Origin of the sequence: Rothia sp. HMSC076D04 (assembly GCF_001814645.1) — a bacterium.
GTDB lineage: Bacteria > Actinomycetota > Actinomycetes > Actinomycetales > Micrococcaceae > Rothia > Rothia mucilaginosa.
Genome location: NZ_KV817369.1, coordinates 264,731 through 279,097, shown reverse-complemented (window position 1 = coordinate 279,097; position 14,367 = coordinate 264,731). Strand labels below are relative to the sequence as shown.

Annotated in this window: 8 protein-coding genes; 2 read left to right on the top strand and 6 right to left on the bottom strand. The window is 58.8% G+C overall.

Features of this window, described 5'->3' with window-relative positions; genetic code table 11:
* Nucleotides 1–208: 208 nt before the first annotated feature.
* The 6 genes from HMPREF2980_RS05585 to HMPREF2980_RS05555 all read right to left on the bottom strand — a co-directional run bounded on the left by HMPREF2980_RS05585 (nt 209) and on the right by HMPREF2980_RS05555 (nt 10,973).
* Nucleotides 209–2,047: a hypothetical protein gene (locus HMPREF2980_RS05585; protein ID WP_246823684.1), complete on the bottom strand. Its 1,839-nt coding sequence runs from the start codon at nt 2,045–2,047 to the stop codon at nt 209–211.
* A 450-nt stretch (nt 2,048–2,497) separates the two neighbouring features.
* Nucleotides 2,498–4,312 (bottom strand): propanediol dehydratase, encoded by a 1,815-nt coding sequence (locus HMPREF2980_RS05580; RefSeq protein WP_070690652.1) that lies wholly within the window; start codon nt 4,310–4,312, stop codon nt 2,498–2,500.
* A gap of 297 nt (nt 4,313–4,609) precedes the next feature.
* Nucleotides 4,610–6,595 (bottom strand): adhesin, encoded by a 1,986-nt coding sequence (locus tag HMPREF2980_RS05575; RefSeq protein WP_070690649.1) that lies wholly within the window; start codon nt 6,593–6,595, stop codon nt 4,610–4,612.
* Between the two features lie 753 nt (nt 6,596–7,348).
* Nucleotides 7,349–9,172, bottom strand: a complete 1,824-nt coding sequence (locus tag HMPREF2980_RS05570; protein WP_070690646.1) for an LPXTG cell wall anchor domain-containing protein — start codon at nt 9,170–9,172, stop codon at nt 7,349–7,351.
* 545 nt (nt 9,173–9,717) lie between these two features.
* Nucleotides 9,718–10,518, bottom strand: coding sequence for an SDR family oxidoreductase (locus HMPREF2980_RS05560; protein WP_049363086.1), 801 nt, complete (start codon nt 10,516–10,518; stop codon nt 9,718–9,720).
* 140 nt (nt 10,519–10,658) lie between these two features.
* The gene (locus HMPREF2980_RS05555) at nt 10,659–10,973 is read right to left on the bottom strand and encodes a hypothetical protein (RefSeq protein WP_044150362.1); all 315 of its coding nucleotides are present in this window, start codon (nt 10,971–10,973) and stop codon (nt 10,659–10,661) included.
* A gap of 204 nt (nt 10,974–11,177) precedes the next feature.
* Here HMPREF2980_RS05555 and HMPREF2980_RS05550 point away from each other — a divergent pair, with 204 nt between their 5' ends.
* Together HMPREF2980_RS05550 and valS are read left to right on the top strand one after the other, a co-directional pair.
* Nucleotides 11,178–11,492, top strand: a complete 315-nt coding sequence (locus tag HMPREF2980_RS05550) for a hypothetical protein (protein ID WP_070690642.1) — start codon at nt 11,178–11,180, stop codon at nt 11,490–11,492.
* Between the two features lie 19 nt (nt 11,493–11,511).
* Complete coding sequence (gene valS / locus HMPREF2980_RS05545) at nt 11,512–14,244, top strand: valine--tRNA ligase (RefSeq protein WP_070690639.1); 2,733 nt, start codon at nt 11,512–11,514, stop codon at nt 14,242–14,244.
* The last annotated feature ends 123 nt before the right edge of the window (nt 14,245–14,367 follow it).

Here is a 14,367-nt window from a genome sequence, read left to right as displayed (position 1 = left end):
CTCGCATCTATTTATCGGTTATTTCAACCCTATCACGAACCTTAAGGTTTATTCACGCGAGGGTAGAGTTTTTTTGAACACCCTGAACAAGCACCCTGAACACGCGACTCGCCCCCGCTATCTGCACCTACAGATAGCGGGGGCGAGCATTCCTCATGAAACGAAAAACATACTGTACACGGCCGGCAGAAAACGCCTGACTAGCGCATTAGCCGCCCAAGAAACCGCGGCGGTGCGCCATCCAGGCGGCACCAACCACGAGCGTCAAACCAACGCCACCAAGAGCCCAGAAGGCAACACCGTGCTGAGCAACCTCTTCACTCGCAGGAGCCGCAGTGGAAACCGCGGCCTTCACGCCGTCCTGACGGTCAGCGTTCGAGTACACCTGGGTGGTGTTCGAGTGCACCGCAGCGGAACGAGTGTTAGGCTCCGAGTGAATGACGGGAGTAAAACCCTTATTACCATTACCGGATTTCGACGAAGCCACCTTTTCTTCATCGGTCAGAGCGTCCAGGTTCGCCGCAACAGCAATAGACGCCGGGTCAGAACCCGAGCTATACGCCGAAACCTGGTTAGTGCGGGTCGGTTCAAAAGCCGAACGCGGGCTCATCGTGCGCGCCTGAGCCAAAGTCTGCAGAGCCTGACGCTGACGCTCAGCCTTCGCTTCCTTAGCCTTGGACATGGCGCTCACCGCATCCAGGGTGGAGCGGGGCGCGCTCGCGGCAGACTGACCCGAGCCCGACTGGGTTGCGTCAGAACGAGTCGAGACGGCGCTACTGGAGACGACGCTAGTAGCGGCGGAGGGGCCACCCTGAGTGCCGCCGGTTGACTCAGCCGCGGTAGTGCTGGGCGTGAGCGATGCGCTTGCATCCTGGCGGGACAGCTCATCCTTCTTCGAGGAGGTTGCTTCGCCGGTCGCCTCGCCACTGACCTTGAAACGCACCGAAACAACTTCTTCTGCATACTCAGTATCGTCGGCACGCACCAGGTAGGCGGTGTACACGGAGCCGGTCTTCAGCAGAGAGCCGGGCATGCCGATCTCTTCCTTGAAGGAACCATTCACGATGCGGTCAGAACTGATGTGGGTAATGGACAGCGCATCACCCTTGTGGTTGCCGCTCATATCGGTTTCAACCACGATCAGGTCGTAGCCAGCCGCGTTCGCGGGCACGCGCGCAGCGCTGATAGTGACCGGCTTGGTTTCCTTATCGGAGCGAACCTCAGCATACGCAACCTTCAGTTCCGTAGCACTCAGAGTCTGGGTATCACGCGAAGAGGTGGAGCCGCCGGGGACCTGCTCCAGCTTCTGGGTGTGGATGTCGAGGTTCGGGTTTTCAGTGGACTCAGAGGGAACCTCGGTCTTAACCTTGTCCTTGCTGCCCTTCTGATCTGCAGACTGCTGGTTCTTCTGCTCCTCTTCGCGGAGCTTATCCAGCGTCTTCAGCTCGTCAATGGTGGGCACCTGGTGGGCAGCTTCCTTCTTATCCACCATTACCTCGTCAGAGTCGTCCTCTACCGGGATAGTGTGCGGCACGAGGGAGCCCTCAGAGATCATGAATTCGCCGTAGCCAGCATCGGAGGTCACCAGGTCCATGGCGCTCATGGAGTAGTAGCCTTCCTGGGGCATCTGGGGCATCTCAAAGGTGACCAGCATCGAGCCGTCGTCAGCACGCTCAACCTGCAGTGCGGACGGCTCGTAGGTGTCAGATCCGAGCACCGTGCCGGTGGTGCCGTAGTACTGCACTACCAGGTACACCTTGGAGGCGTCGCCCACGTAGCCACCCTCATAGAGGGGCGCGAGCTTAATGGTTGCCTGACCGTCCTTAATGGACTGCACGCGAATCTCGATGGTGTCGATTTCAAGTTCGAGGTCTTCGTAGGGGCAGTTTGAATCAAATTCGCTATTAACCAGAGCCGTCAGGCAATCATTCACGTTAATTGCTTCAGCCTCTACTGCGGAGGCGCCAGGAAGCACAAAAGCGCTTGCGCCTAGAGCGGCAACAAGCGAAAAAGCATGAATGCGTTTCGGAAGTCGAGTGATAGTCATGTGTGCCATTTCGATCGATGTATGCGCAAAGCGTGGACTAGGGACGGCTCACCACAAGCCCGGTGTTTCTATCCAAGTATTTGCGCACCAGTACGTCGGTTACACCCTAGCCTAACACGGATATTGCACTAAATGTTGTATTGCATTCATGTGCTAAAACTTTATGTCGCAATAATTACCGAAATAAAAGGGAATTAAATACTTTACTGAGATATAAATAACGCAAAATTCGAATGCCATAAAATATTCCCCAGAGTGCACCAAAAAGAGATTTTTACACCACCCCAAAGCGCACCAGACCACCGCGCAATAGAGTCAAACATCCGGGCACACAGAAGGCGCCACACCAAACACGCACCCACTCAGCACGCACCCGACAGAGCGCCTCCCACTCAACAAACTCCCCTACAGAGAGCCATGCCTCACAGCGCTAAGCAACAAATAGCTGAACTACTCAGCACCCAGCTCCTCAGTGCCCTCAAGGCGGCGACGATACACATTAACCGCAACAGCAGTACCCACAAAGGCAACCGAACCCAGCAGGGCAATACTCAGCGGCAAAGTACCCTCCGGTAGCGGGCCATTATCCTGAGCGCTCGCCTCCAGCTTCGAACCGGCAGAATCACCGCGCGACTTCGAGCTACGCGTATAGAAACTACCCGAACCTGCAGCACCCACATTCTCCTGAGGCGAAGCAACAGTCACCGTCTCCCCCTCAGCAGACTGGTAACCCAACAGGTTCACCACGGTACGCCCCGGCAACATCACCGCATAACCAGACATCACCATCGTCGAAGGAACCACCGCAGTCTCAGCCACAGAACTACGAGCCTGCGCGGTAATCGCACGCGCCGACTGCTGCGCCTGCACAATATAGCCCAGAGCGCTATCCACCGAGGGAATCTTAGCAACAGAATCAGTCACCAAATCTTGAGCATCCGCAGAGGCCCCTGAAGAATCCACAGTGCTCACGCGACCCGAAGGGGCCGAAGGGCTCACACGCTGATTCGCATCAGAAATCATCGGGACCTGCGGGTGAACAACAGTATTCGTAGGCTTCGGAGCCGGATCAACAGGAACCGCACGCTGAATCACGCTCACACCAAAAGCACTGGTCGCCATGAGCTGCAGCTCCTCAGTGGAGTTACCACCCACCACAACCACACGGTAGCGCTTACCCGCATTCAAAGAGGTACCGGGAACCTTCAAATCAGCAGAGAAAGAAGCATCAGTCACCTGCTGAGGGCTCACATGCGTGGTCGCCAGCGGTGAACCCACGGCACCGCCGTCAGCAGGCATTTCAAAGACCATCACGTCATAGCCCAGGCCGCTCTCCGCAACGTTCCTAGCGCGCACGCTAATCGGCTGCAGCTCATCCGATCCGCGCAGCTCTGCGGTAGAAATTTCCAGGGTCGCCTCACGGGTCTCCGCAGGAGCCCGATCGGAGCGGGAGTGCACCAACAGACGATCCTCGGTCACCTCAGCGGGTGCCGCATCATTGGTAGAAGAACTCACCGAAGCAGAAGCACTGGCAGACGCACTCACCGAGGCGCTAGCAGATGCACTCGCAGAAGGACGAGCCGAAACTTTCTGCGATGCAGACGGCGCTTCAGAAGGTACCGGGGCGACCGTCGGGCGCGGGCTATCCTTCGCGGCACTCGGGGATGCGCTGGGGCTCAGGGACACCTCGGGGGCAGGATTCGCCTCCACGCGGTTAGCACGGGGAACACCGGGGGTGTCCGGGAAGAAAATGTTCTGGCTGCTAGCCATAATCTCGTCGACTGTTACACCGTACTCGGGCATAAACTCAACGGAGACAGTCTCGCCGTTGCTCAGATTCTCAATTTCCACCATGTACGGCTGCTCAACGTTGAGGCGCTGGTGGATGCTCAGCTCAATATTGCCTTCTTCATTCTTTGAGGCAGTCATCTGGGCTGCGGGTACGGTCATGGTCGCCACAACGCCATCTTCAACGGAGATGGCGGACAGGCGAACCCTCAGATTCTCCAAAGAGGTTACACCGGTCAACGACAGCAGGGTGTAGTCATTGCTCTGAGCAACCAGGTCCAGGGTAATGTCGTGGCTAACCATATCGGCGGCAACGGCGATGGGAAGTTCAGGCTTCGGGGTCTGCTGAGTCTGCGCGTGAGCGGCAGAGGCAAAGGTGGCGGGGGCCAGAGTTGCAGGCGCGACGGAGCCACCCAAACCGAGGGCGGCAGACGCTACTAGCGCCGCGCCGCGAGCAGTTCGCTGCGTGGAAAACATGGTCACCTATTTTCGTGAGTGAGTGTGATGAATCGTCGTGTGACTCCTGCGCCCAAAGGTCGGAAGTAGGCGCAGAATAACGGTTCTCTGATATCGGTGACCGGAGGCGCTTCACAGCGACTCCTCACCTCGGGTGAACGAGGTGGTAAAGAGTGATAGTACCGTCTATGACAGCACTCTAAATTATAGGTATAACCTTAGAAAAAGTTAAAGATGTAGGGACGCCCGAATCTTGCATTTCGGACGTCCCTACATCTATGTGCATGTTTTGCCTAGTGGGGCAATAATTACCCCGTTTTAGCGGCGAGAACTGAGCTGCATCTCACTACGGCGACGGCGGCTCAAACGCATACCGGCAAGCAGCGATAGCGATCCAGCGGCACTAATGACCAACATATTGGAGGCGCCGGTAGCCGCCAGCTGCTCGCGCTTCTGCTGGGCATCGGAGGCAACCTTCTGGGAGCCAGATGCCTGTGCTTCGACCTTCTGCGCGTTGCCCTTCTGCGCCTCAGCCTTCTGTGCAGAGGCGTTCTGTGCAGAAACATTCTGCGCGGGAGCACCCTGAACACCAGCCGGAGCGTCCTTCTTCTGCTCAGCACCGCTCTCCCCCGCCTTCTGCTCGGTAGCAGAAGCCTGATCAGCCGCAGGCTCAGTAGGCACCGAAGCATCGACCGCGGGAGTGTCGGCTGCGGGAGCCTCGACAGTGGGCGCATCCTGCTCAGGGGTAGTGGGCAGGGGGGCTGGGGGCTGGCTATCCACGCCATCGCGTTCGACAGTAAAGCCGCCATTGACCATGCGCACAGTACCCTGCTCATCCTCCGCCACAGCGCTCACACGGTAGGTAGTGCCGGGCTTGAGTGCCGAGCCAGGAATCTGCACCTGGGCAGTGAAAGCACCGGAGGCATCAATCTCAGAGACATCAGCCGAAGCAATCACGCCGCCGATTGCCACACCGTATTCGTCGACAGCACTAACCATCAGGTGTACCGAGCCGACACCGGTGAAGCCCTCGCCACGCAGGGTCAGGGTCTTAGCTGAGTCGTTTTCAGGAACTACGGTTTCTTCTACGTGCAGGCGGGCGGTCATCACGGGGTTAGAGGTGTTGTTCTGTTCTTTAGTGGTGTCGTGGACGCGGTCAAAGACGGTATTGCGCGGCAGGCTGTAGTGGCGGCGCAGGTCATCCTCGGGCAATACGTGGTCGAACTTCTCGGCGAGGCTCACGGCAACTACCTGCTCAGAATCAGCCTGGGCGTTCTGCGCGGGCTGCGCTTCCTCTGCAGGCTGCTTCTTCTCGAACTGTGCCTGCTCCGCCATTGCACGCTCAGCGGTAGCAACCGGAGCGGAGCCATTCTGTGCATTCCAACCATTCATGAAGGGAACCTCAACTTCCTGGGCGGTGTAACCATTAGCGGCAGAGGGCGCAACCTCAATGCTCAGCACGTAGCGCAGGTCTTCGTGAACAGCCTGCACTTCTTCCAGCCTGGATCCGGGCACTTCAATGCCGTCCAGGAGGGTGCCGTTCATAACGTCGGCACGCGCGGGAGAGGCAGCGAGCAGGATGCGGTTACCCTGGCTATCCAGGGCGTAGGTGTAGGTCATGACTTCAAAAGCCTGCGCCTCACCCAGACCGGTGACCTTGTAGACGACAAGGTTCTTATCCTGCGGGATTTCCAGCTGCCCCGAAAGAATCTGAGCATTGAGCGGCTCATCCTGAGTATTTGCGGGCAGCAGCTCCAGCGGTGCGGAGGAGTTGTAGGAGGGGTCCTCGGTTGCATAACCCTTACCGGGGTCGACCACGGCAGTTGCGACGACGTACTGCTGGTTGGGGTCGAGGGTACCTGCGGGCAGGGTCACCTGGGTACTGAAGCGGCCACCGTCCACATCGAGTTCGGGCACGAGGGTCATCGTCACTGCGGAGCCGCGACCCAGTGCGTAGAGGGGGTACTGGCGGTATTCGCTCACGTACACCGCCACACCGTAACGTTCAACGGCACCGCCGGTGAAGCCTTCACCGGTGACGGTGATGCTCTGGGAACGTGCCGGGTTAATGACGACACCCTGCTCGACGTACACCTGCGGGGAGGTTTGGGTGGCAACGTTTTCGATGGGGGTTGCGTTTGTTGCGGAGGGGGGATTGTCGGGTTCTACCGCAGTCGATGAAGCAATTCCGCCATTATTTTGCACCTGCACATCTGCGTGCGCAGCACCAACACCGGTAACGGACAGGACGGATGCAGCAATAGCGGCTGTTGCACGGGTTTTTGAGTGAGCGGGTTCGGGCATGGAACACACCTTTTCTGTGAGTGTGAACGATACCCTCCGGAGGGTGCCACGGATCGAAGCTGGACGGGTGTCTCTTCGGGATTGACCGCTATAACGTACGGACTAGTCATAACGTTCATGTAATGGTGGAAGTTACCGCGAAGGGAATCGCTCTATTTATCGGTAATTCCACACTAACAATACTTTTCTTGTTATTGCTGTAAAGACGCTTTACGTCCCAACTATTTTCCTGTGCAATAACCCACACAGCATATTTTTTACTCTCTATAACATCACCAAGAGCACTCAAATTGCATGGACTAGGCAAAATTTTTCAACTCTCCCTTGAAACTCAAGGTTTTATTGCATGCATATGCAGTTTTAATGGATTTGAGATAAAAATATTCTGCACATTCATGCATTTAATTTATTTCTTCTAAGTGAAAAAATCGCAGGTCACACCACTTTTACATGCGCATTGATTACAAGCGTGCATACCAATAACCACGCACAAAATAAGTCGACAAAATCATTCCGTTACGCCAGTCTGCACCCCCAATACGGAAGAGCCACTCCTCTCACCCCGCTTGCCGCACACACCTTGCCAGCCCCCCCCAGATCCAAAGAACAGCTCAACAAAAACTGCTGGCACGCAAAAAACTGCTGGCATGCAAAAGTGCCGCCAATACCCTTTCAGAGTATTGGCGGCACTTGAATCACTCACCTTGCGGCGAGTATCAGATATTCAGAGCCTAGCCTATAGAGGCTGAGCTATTAGAGGCTGCGGCGGCGCAGGAGCATCAGTGCGGCACCAGCAATCAGAGCTGCGGCGCCAACGCCTGCGATACCTGCAACACCCTCAGCACCGGTGTGTGCCAGCTGCTGCTTCGAGGAGGAGGAAGCCTGAGCCGAGCCCTTGGTGCCGGAGACGCCTACAGTGTGGCCCTTGGAGCTAGAGGAGGTAGCAGCGGATGCGTTACCAACCTTAGCCTTGGGTGCCTGAGAAGAGGGCATGCGGGTCTCGGTTACGACAACCGAACCGTCTTCGCGCATTTCAGCGGTGAAGACGCTGGTGGTGCCGTCGCCGTTATCGCGAACGGTGGTGCTCTCGTCCTCGGTAGCTGCCGGCAGGGTCGGTGCGGGGTTGTTCGCATCGCTCACGGTGGCGGTGGTGACTGCAACCTGGTGTACCGGGCCGTTGGGGTCGCTGGTTGCCACCATTGCGTAGGCGTAACCGGGCTGCAGCAGTTCAGCAAGAACGCTGACCTTGACGCGGAAGGTGCCGTTCACGATTTCAGAAGCGGGTACGTCGTGGGTTGCCAGAGCGTCGCCGGTGATGTTGCCGTTTGCATCCAGGCGGAAGATAGCGATCTGCACACCGTTAGCGACGGACTCGTGGGTGAAGCCGGAGCCGTTGAAGGTCAGGACGTTGTACTGATCGTTCGGGTTCAGGGAAGCGTCCTCGGTGGTGAGGGTTGCGTTCTCGGGTGCTGCGGGAGCCTCCGGAGCGGGGGTCTCGTCAGCCTTGGGGGTCTCAGTCTTAGGTGCTTCCGGAGCAGGAGTTTCTTCCTTGGGTGCTTCAGTCTTGGGAGCCTCGGGTGCCGGGGTCTCGTCAGCCTTCGGGGTCTCCGGTGCCGGGGTCACGGGAGCGGGAGTCTCGTCAGCCTTGGGGGTCTCCGGTGCCGGGGTCACGGGAGCGGGGGTCTCTTTGTTCTTGGGTGCCTCGGGAGAGGTGGACTCGGTGACCTTGAAGGAGGAGAGAGCCACGAGCTTCTGGTCAGCCTGAGCAGCCTGAGGGTTGCTCACAGCAACCAGAGCGTAGGAAGCGCCGGCGGGCAGCTTGCTTGCCTCGACAGTGAAGGAAGTCTTGAAGGAGCCATCCTGAATCTGGTCCGCAGACACGGACACGGTGGTGATGGCGTCACCGGTAATCTGCTGGTTCTCATCCAGCGCGTAGATGCTGACCTGAACGCCGGGGCCGACCTTCTCGCCGTAGAAGCCGGTACCAACAACGCTCACGGTGTTAAACTGCGCATCACCGGAGAAGCGTGCGTTCTCGATGGAGACGAAGGGGTTAGCCTGCTTCGCCTCGGGAGCCGGGGTGGAGGGAGTGGTGGGCTCGGGGGTTGCGGGAGCAGGGGTCTCAGCCTTAGGAGTCTCAGCCTTGGGGGTTTCAGCCTTAGGAGTCTCAGCCTTAGGAGTCTCAGCCTTAGGTGCTTCGGTTGCCTCAGCCTTAGGAGCTTCAGCCTTAGGAGCTTCAGCCTTAGGAGCCTCGGTTGCTTCAGCCTTGGGAGTCTCTGCCTTAGGAGTCTCTGCCTTGGGAGCCTCGGTAGCCTCAGTCTTAGGAGTCTCTGCCTTGGGAGCCTCGGTTGCCTCAGCCTTAGGTGCTTCAGTCTTAGGAGCTTCAGCCTTGGGGGTCTCGGTTGCGTTGCCGCCGGGCAGGGAAGAAGTCTGAGCAGTTGCCTTCTGGTCGACAACCTGCTGCTGCTGATCAGCGGGTGCTTCTGCCGCGAAAGTTGCCGGGATTGCTGCCACGGAACCAGCAGTAAAGGCTGCCGCTGCTGCGATCTTGTAAACGCGACGGGTAGTCTTCGACATTTTTCCTCGATCTCTGAATTATCGGTGGTGAACCTACGCGGTGTGCCTCCGTCTTTGAGGGGCGCGCAGATTCACACATGGGTGTGACTGCTAAAAGGCTAACACCCAACTCTGAGTCTTCTGCCTTCTTAATGCCCGCTTTAAGTAACTGTAATGAAATCGTTATAAAACCACCCCTAAAGTTGAGAGTTAATACAGACCAATTATGGTGTTTTGTGGTCATGTACTGACATATGAACGCCGGCAACCCTACATTTTGATTGCATTTGAAGAAAATATGATACTTTCCATGGATAATTTCACCCCAACTATTTCACCATAGTAAACCTTAAAGTCTCACGTACCACTTTATAGTTCCATCAAGTACTCCTTGATACCTCTCCCCCACCTATTCCCACCCCGCATGGCACCCGGACCAAAGCTCCACACAAGCCACAGACCTACCGGGCGCACCAACAAAAAAAGCCTCGCCCGCATCCCAAGAATCAGGAATGCAGGCGAGGCAAACACAAAACCCCGCATCAGCGGACGCAAGAGCACAAAGCTTAGCTCTCCTTGCGAATCACCTTGAACTGGCTGGGCTGCGCCACCGGGCGAATCGTAATGCGGTCAAGGTTCACGTGGTGCGGAACGTTCAGCGCAAAGGTCACGGTCTGCGCCACATCCTCGGCGGTCAGCGGCTTCTCAACACCCGCATAGACGCGCTCGGCGGCTTCCTTGGAACCCAGACGATTTAGGGAGAACTCCTCGGTGTGCACCATGCCCGGGCAAATCTCAATCACGCGAACGTTATATTCCGCTTCTTCCAGGCGGAGCGCCTCCGTCAGGCCGCGAGCGCCGAACTTCGCCGCATTGTATCCGGCACCGCCCTCGTAACCGTGCTCGGCTGCAGTGGAGGTCAGGTTCAGGATCGTGCCGTGACCGTTCAGGCGCAACGCCTCCGCGAAGGCACGCACCATGTGCAGAATACCGAGAACATTCATCTGGTACATCTTCAAATAATCGGTAGGCTTGCCGTCGGCAACCTTATCCACGCCAATAGCACCACCGGCAATATTGACCAGGGCGTCAATGGTGCCTTGCTCCTCCAGGATCTGCTCGGCAACAAAGCGGACGGAATGCTCGTCGGTCACGTCGCAGGTCACCGGGTGAGCGCCGGTTTCCGCGTAGAGAGTGTAGAGGCGGTCGGTGCGACGAGCCAGAGCATAGACGGTCCAGCCGCTTGCTACTAGCTGCTGCACGGTGGCTCGGCCAATACCGCTGGAGGCGCCGGTCACCACGGCAACTTTGCCGTCGCCGGTATGGGGCAGGAAAGGAGATGCAGGAATGTGGGTGTTCTCAGTCATACTTTAATCCTAGTAGAGTGATGCCCGCGGGTGCTCTGTTCGAGCAGACCCGCGGGCATGTATTTTGAAATTTTCGATAGCGAGATAGATGCCGACAATGCCACCATTCAGGACGAACGGTACAGACGCTGTCACACCTACTACTTGCGGCGACGAGGCAAACCCCAACGACTCCTGCCGCCGTCACGGAACCCGAGGCGGTGCTCAAAATACACGGGCGAGCTACTACCGGTCTTGATGGTGTCCGGAGGGACCGTGCCTTCACGCGCCGACATCAGATAAAGAATCGCGGCACCGGGCATGAACGCAATCAGAGGCAGTACGAAACGCATACGCGCCTCACCGTAACCGCTACGCACCGTCAAATGCCAGACGCACAACGCAACCAGCACCAGGTGCAGTATCAGCAGAACGGTTTCAGACGTGCCCAAACCAAAAATACTCAGAGAACTCATTGGCAACTCCTCAAAGGTCGTGTATCTTCAGTCTACGCCGCGCCCGCTCTGCTGAGAAGGATTCGTGGGCATTGATACTGCAGATTTTCGCGCATACACTGCAGGTAATCAGGGGCAGCAATATTAGGGGGTCTCTCCCCCATTACCGTTTCCACCGAGTTTGTCACTGAATCGCCGATTACTCCTCATATTGGGAACCTCCACATGACAGCAATACCGCACCAGCGCATCACCTCTCTTAAAGAGCAGCGCCAAGCACTCCAGCAGCGGGCGCGCACTATCCGTGCCGCCACCGGAACCCCCTATAGTTCTGAGGTGCATCTGCTGCTCGGGCAGAGCTACCTCGACCCCGCCAGCTGGCAGGAAATCACCGCCTCCAGAGGGGTACGCGCCGCAGTACGCAGGGCACAATTTGTGCGCCAATACAAGCCCCTCCTGGCACGTCTAGAAGCCGCAATCAAGCAGTACGAACAGGCAAGCACAGCGCAGAATTCCCCTGGAGCTGAGAGAATGCCGTGAATATGAGAAAATAGCCCTTATGGCTGAAAACATTTTGGGCTCAGACTCGCCCGTACAGATTAACGTTCCCGACCGCCCCGCCCTCGAAGGCCTCGAAGAGAAGCTTTCGAAGCGCTGGGCCGATGAGAAGACCTACGCATTCGACGAGAACACCACTCGCGAGCAGGTCTACTCCATCGATACCCCGCCGCCGACCGCATCCGGCTCCCTGCACGTGGGTCACATGTTCTCCTACACCCAGACCGACGTCATTGCACGCTACCAGCGCATGACCGGCAAGAACGTGTTCTATCCCCTCGGCTGGGACGACAACGGTCTGCCCACCGAACGCCGCGTTCAGAACTACTACGGCGTTCTCTGCGACCCCTCCGTGCCCGACAACGATTCCTTCCGTGACCTGATCACCTGGAAGGCAGACGGCACCCCCAAGCCTGACCGCAGCCAGGCAAAGTGGCCGCGCATCTCCCGCAACAACTTCATCGAGCTCTGCGAAGAACTCGCGGTTGAGGATGAGAAGGTCTTCGAGAACCTCTTCACCACCCTGGGTCTGTCCGTGGACTGGTCGCGTACCTACCGCACCATCGACGCACACTCCCGCAAGGTTTCCCAGCTCGCCTTCCTGAAGGACCTGGAAGCAGGCAACGCCTACATGGCAGAGGCCCCCACCATGTGGGACGTCACCTTCCGCACCGCGGTCGCCCAGGCCGAGCTAGAAGATAAGGAACGCCCCGGCGCGTACCACCGCATCAGCTTCCACCGCCCCAACGGCGAGAAGGTCTGGATCGAGACCACCCGCCCCGAGCTGCTGCCCTCCTGCGTGGCCCTCGTGGCGCACCCCGACGACGAGCGCTACCAGTCGCTCTTCGGCACCACCGTCACCTCCCCGCTGTTCGGCGTTGAGGTCGAAATCAAGGCTCACCCGCTGGCACAGCCCGACAAGGGCGCCGGTATCGCCATGATTTGTACCTTCGGTGACACCACCGACGTCACCTGGTGGCGCGAGCTGCAGCTGGATACCCGCGCGCTCATCGGCCGCGACGGCCGCTTCTCCCGCGAGGTTCCCGAGTGGATTACCTCCGCCGAGGGCCGCGAGCGCTACGAGCGCATGGCAGGTACCACCGTCTTCACCGCGCAGAAGACCGTCGTGGAGATGCTGGTTGAGGCCGGCGAAATGGACGGCGATCCCAAGCCGATTACCCACCCGGTGAAGTTCTACGAAAAGGGCGACAAACCCCTCGAGATCGTCGCATCGCGCCAGTGGTACATCCGCAACGGTGGCCGCGACGCCGACCGCCGCGAGAAGCTCATCGAGCGCGGCCGCGAGATCAACTGGCACCCCTCCTTCATGCGTAGCCGCTACGAGAACTGGGTTGAGGGTCTGAACGGCGACTGGCTGATTTCTCGCCAGCGCTTCTTCGGTGTTCCCTTCCCCGTCTGGTACCCGCTGGACGCCGAGGGCGAGCCCGACTACGAGAACCCGATTCTGCCCACCGAGGATATGCTCCCGGTGGACCCCGCCTCGCAGACCGCTCCCGGTTACACCGAGGATCAGCGCGGCGTGGCCGGCGGCTTCGTGGCCGACCCGGATGTTCTGGACACCTGGGCCACCTCCTCCCTGACCCCGCAGATTGCAACCGGTTGGGGCGTGAACCCGGACCTGCACGCAAAGACCTTCCCCATGGATCTGCGCCCGCAGGGTCACGACATCATCCGCACCTGGCTGTTCTCCACCGCCGTGCGTTCCGAGACTCTGGCCTCCTCCGTACCGTGGTACAACACCGCGCTTTCCGGTTGGATTCTCGACCCGGACCGCAAGAAGATGTCTAAGTCCAAGGGCAACGTCGTGGTTCCGAACGAGGTTCTGGAGAAGTACGGTTCGGATGCTGTGCGCTACTGGGCGGCTTCCGCTCGCCTGGGTGCCGACACCGCCTACGACGAGGGTCAGATGAAGATTGGCCGCCGCCTGGCCATCAAGCTGCTCAACGCCTCCAAGTTCGTGCTGAACCTGGGTGCAACCGAGAAGTCCGTCATCACCTCGCAGGCTCAGGGTCGCGTGCTCATCAACGCCCTGGATCGCTCCCTGCTGGCTCGCCTGGCGTACCTGATTGAAGAGGCAACCGCCGCCTTCGAGAAGTACGAGTACGCTCGTGCCCTGCAGATTTGCGAGAGCTTCTTCTGGTCCTTCACCGACGACTTCGTCGAGCTGATTAAGGACCGTGCCTACGGTGCTCGCGGCGAGGAGGAGCAGGCTTCGGTTCTGGCCGCTCTGGCCACCACCCTGGACGCTCTGCTACGCCTGTTCGCGCCCTTCCTGCCCTTCGTGACCGAAGAGATTTGGTCCTGGTGGCGTGCGGGTAGCGTGCACCGCGCCGAGTGGCCGCAGGCGCTGCCCGTCCTGGAGGGCACCCTGCTGGCTGAGTACTCCGCTCAGAACCCGACCGCCGGCATTTCGGCCCAGTGGGTCCTGGCTGATGCCAACCCGGCTCAGATTGACTCGCTCAAGCAGATCCTGCCGGATGTTGCCGAGGCCCTGGGCGGCCTGCGCAAGGCTAAGAGCGACGCGAAGGTCAAGCAGCGCACCGAGGTTGAGTCCGCTACCATCGCGGCTCCGCAGGCACAGCTGGACCGCATCGAGGCCGGCCTGGGCGACCTGAAGGCCGCCGGTAACGCACGCGAGCTCTCCCTGGTGGCAGCTGAGGGCGAGCTGGAGGTTCGCGATGTGGTGCTCGTGGTGGAGGAAGCCGCCGAGTAGGCGATGCATCCGCGATTCGTCGTCGCTTGTTGCGCAACGCTCAGCCTGCGCGGAGACGCGGATCCTTCTAAGCACCGATGGTGAATAACGCGAGGCGGGGAGGTACCGTAATTTCGGTACCTC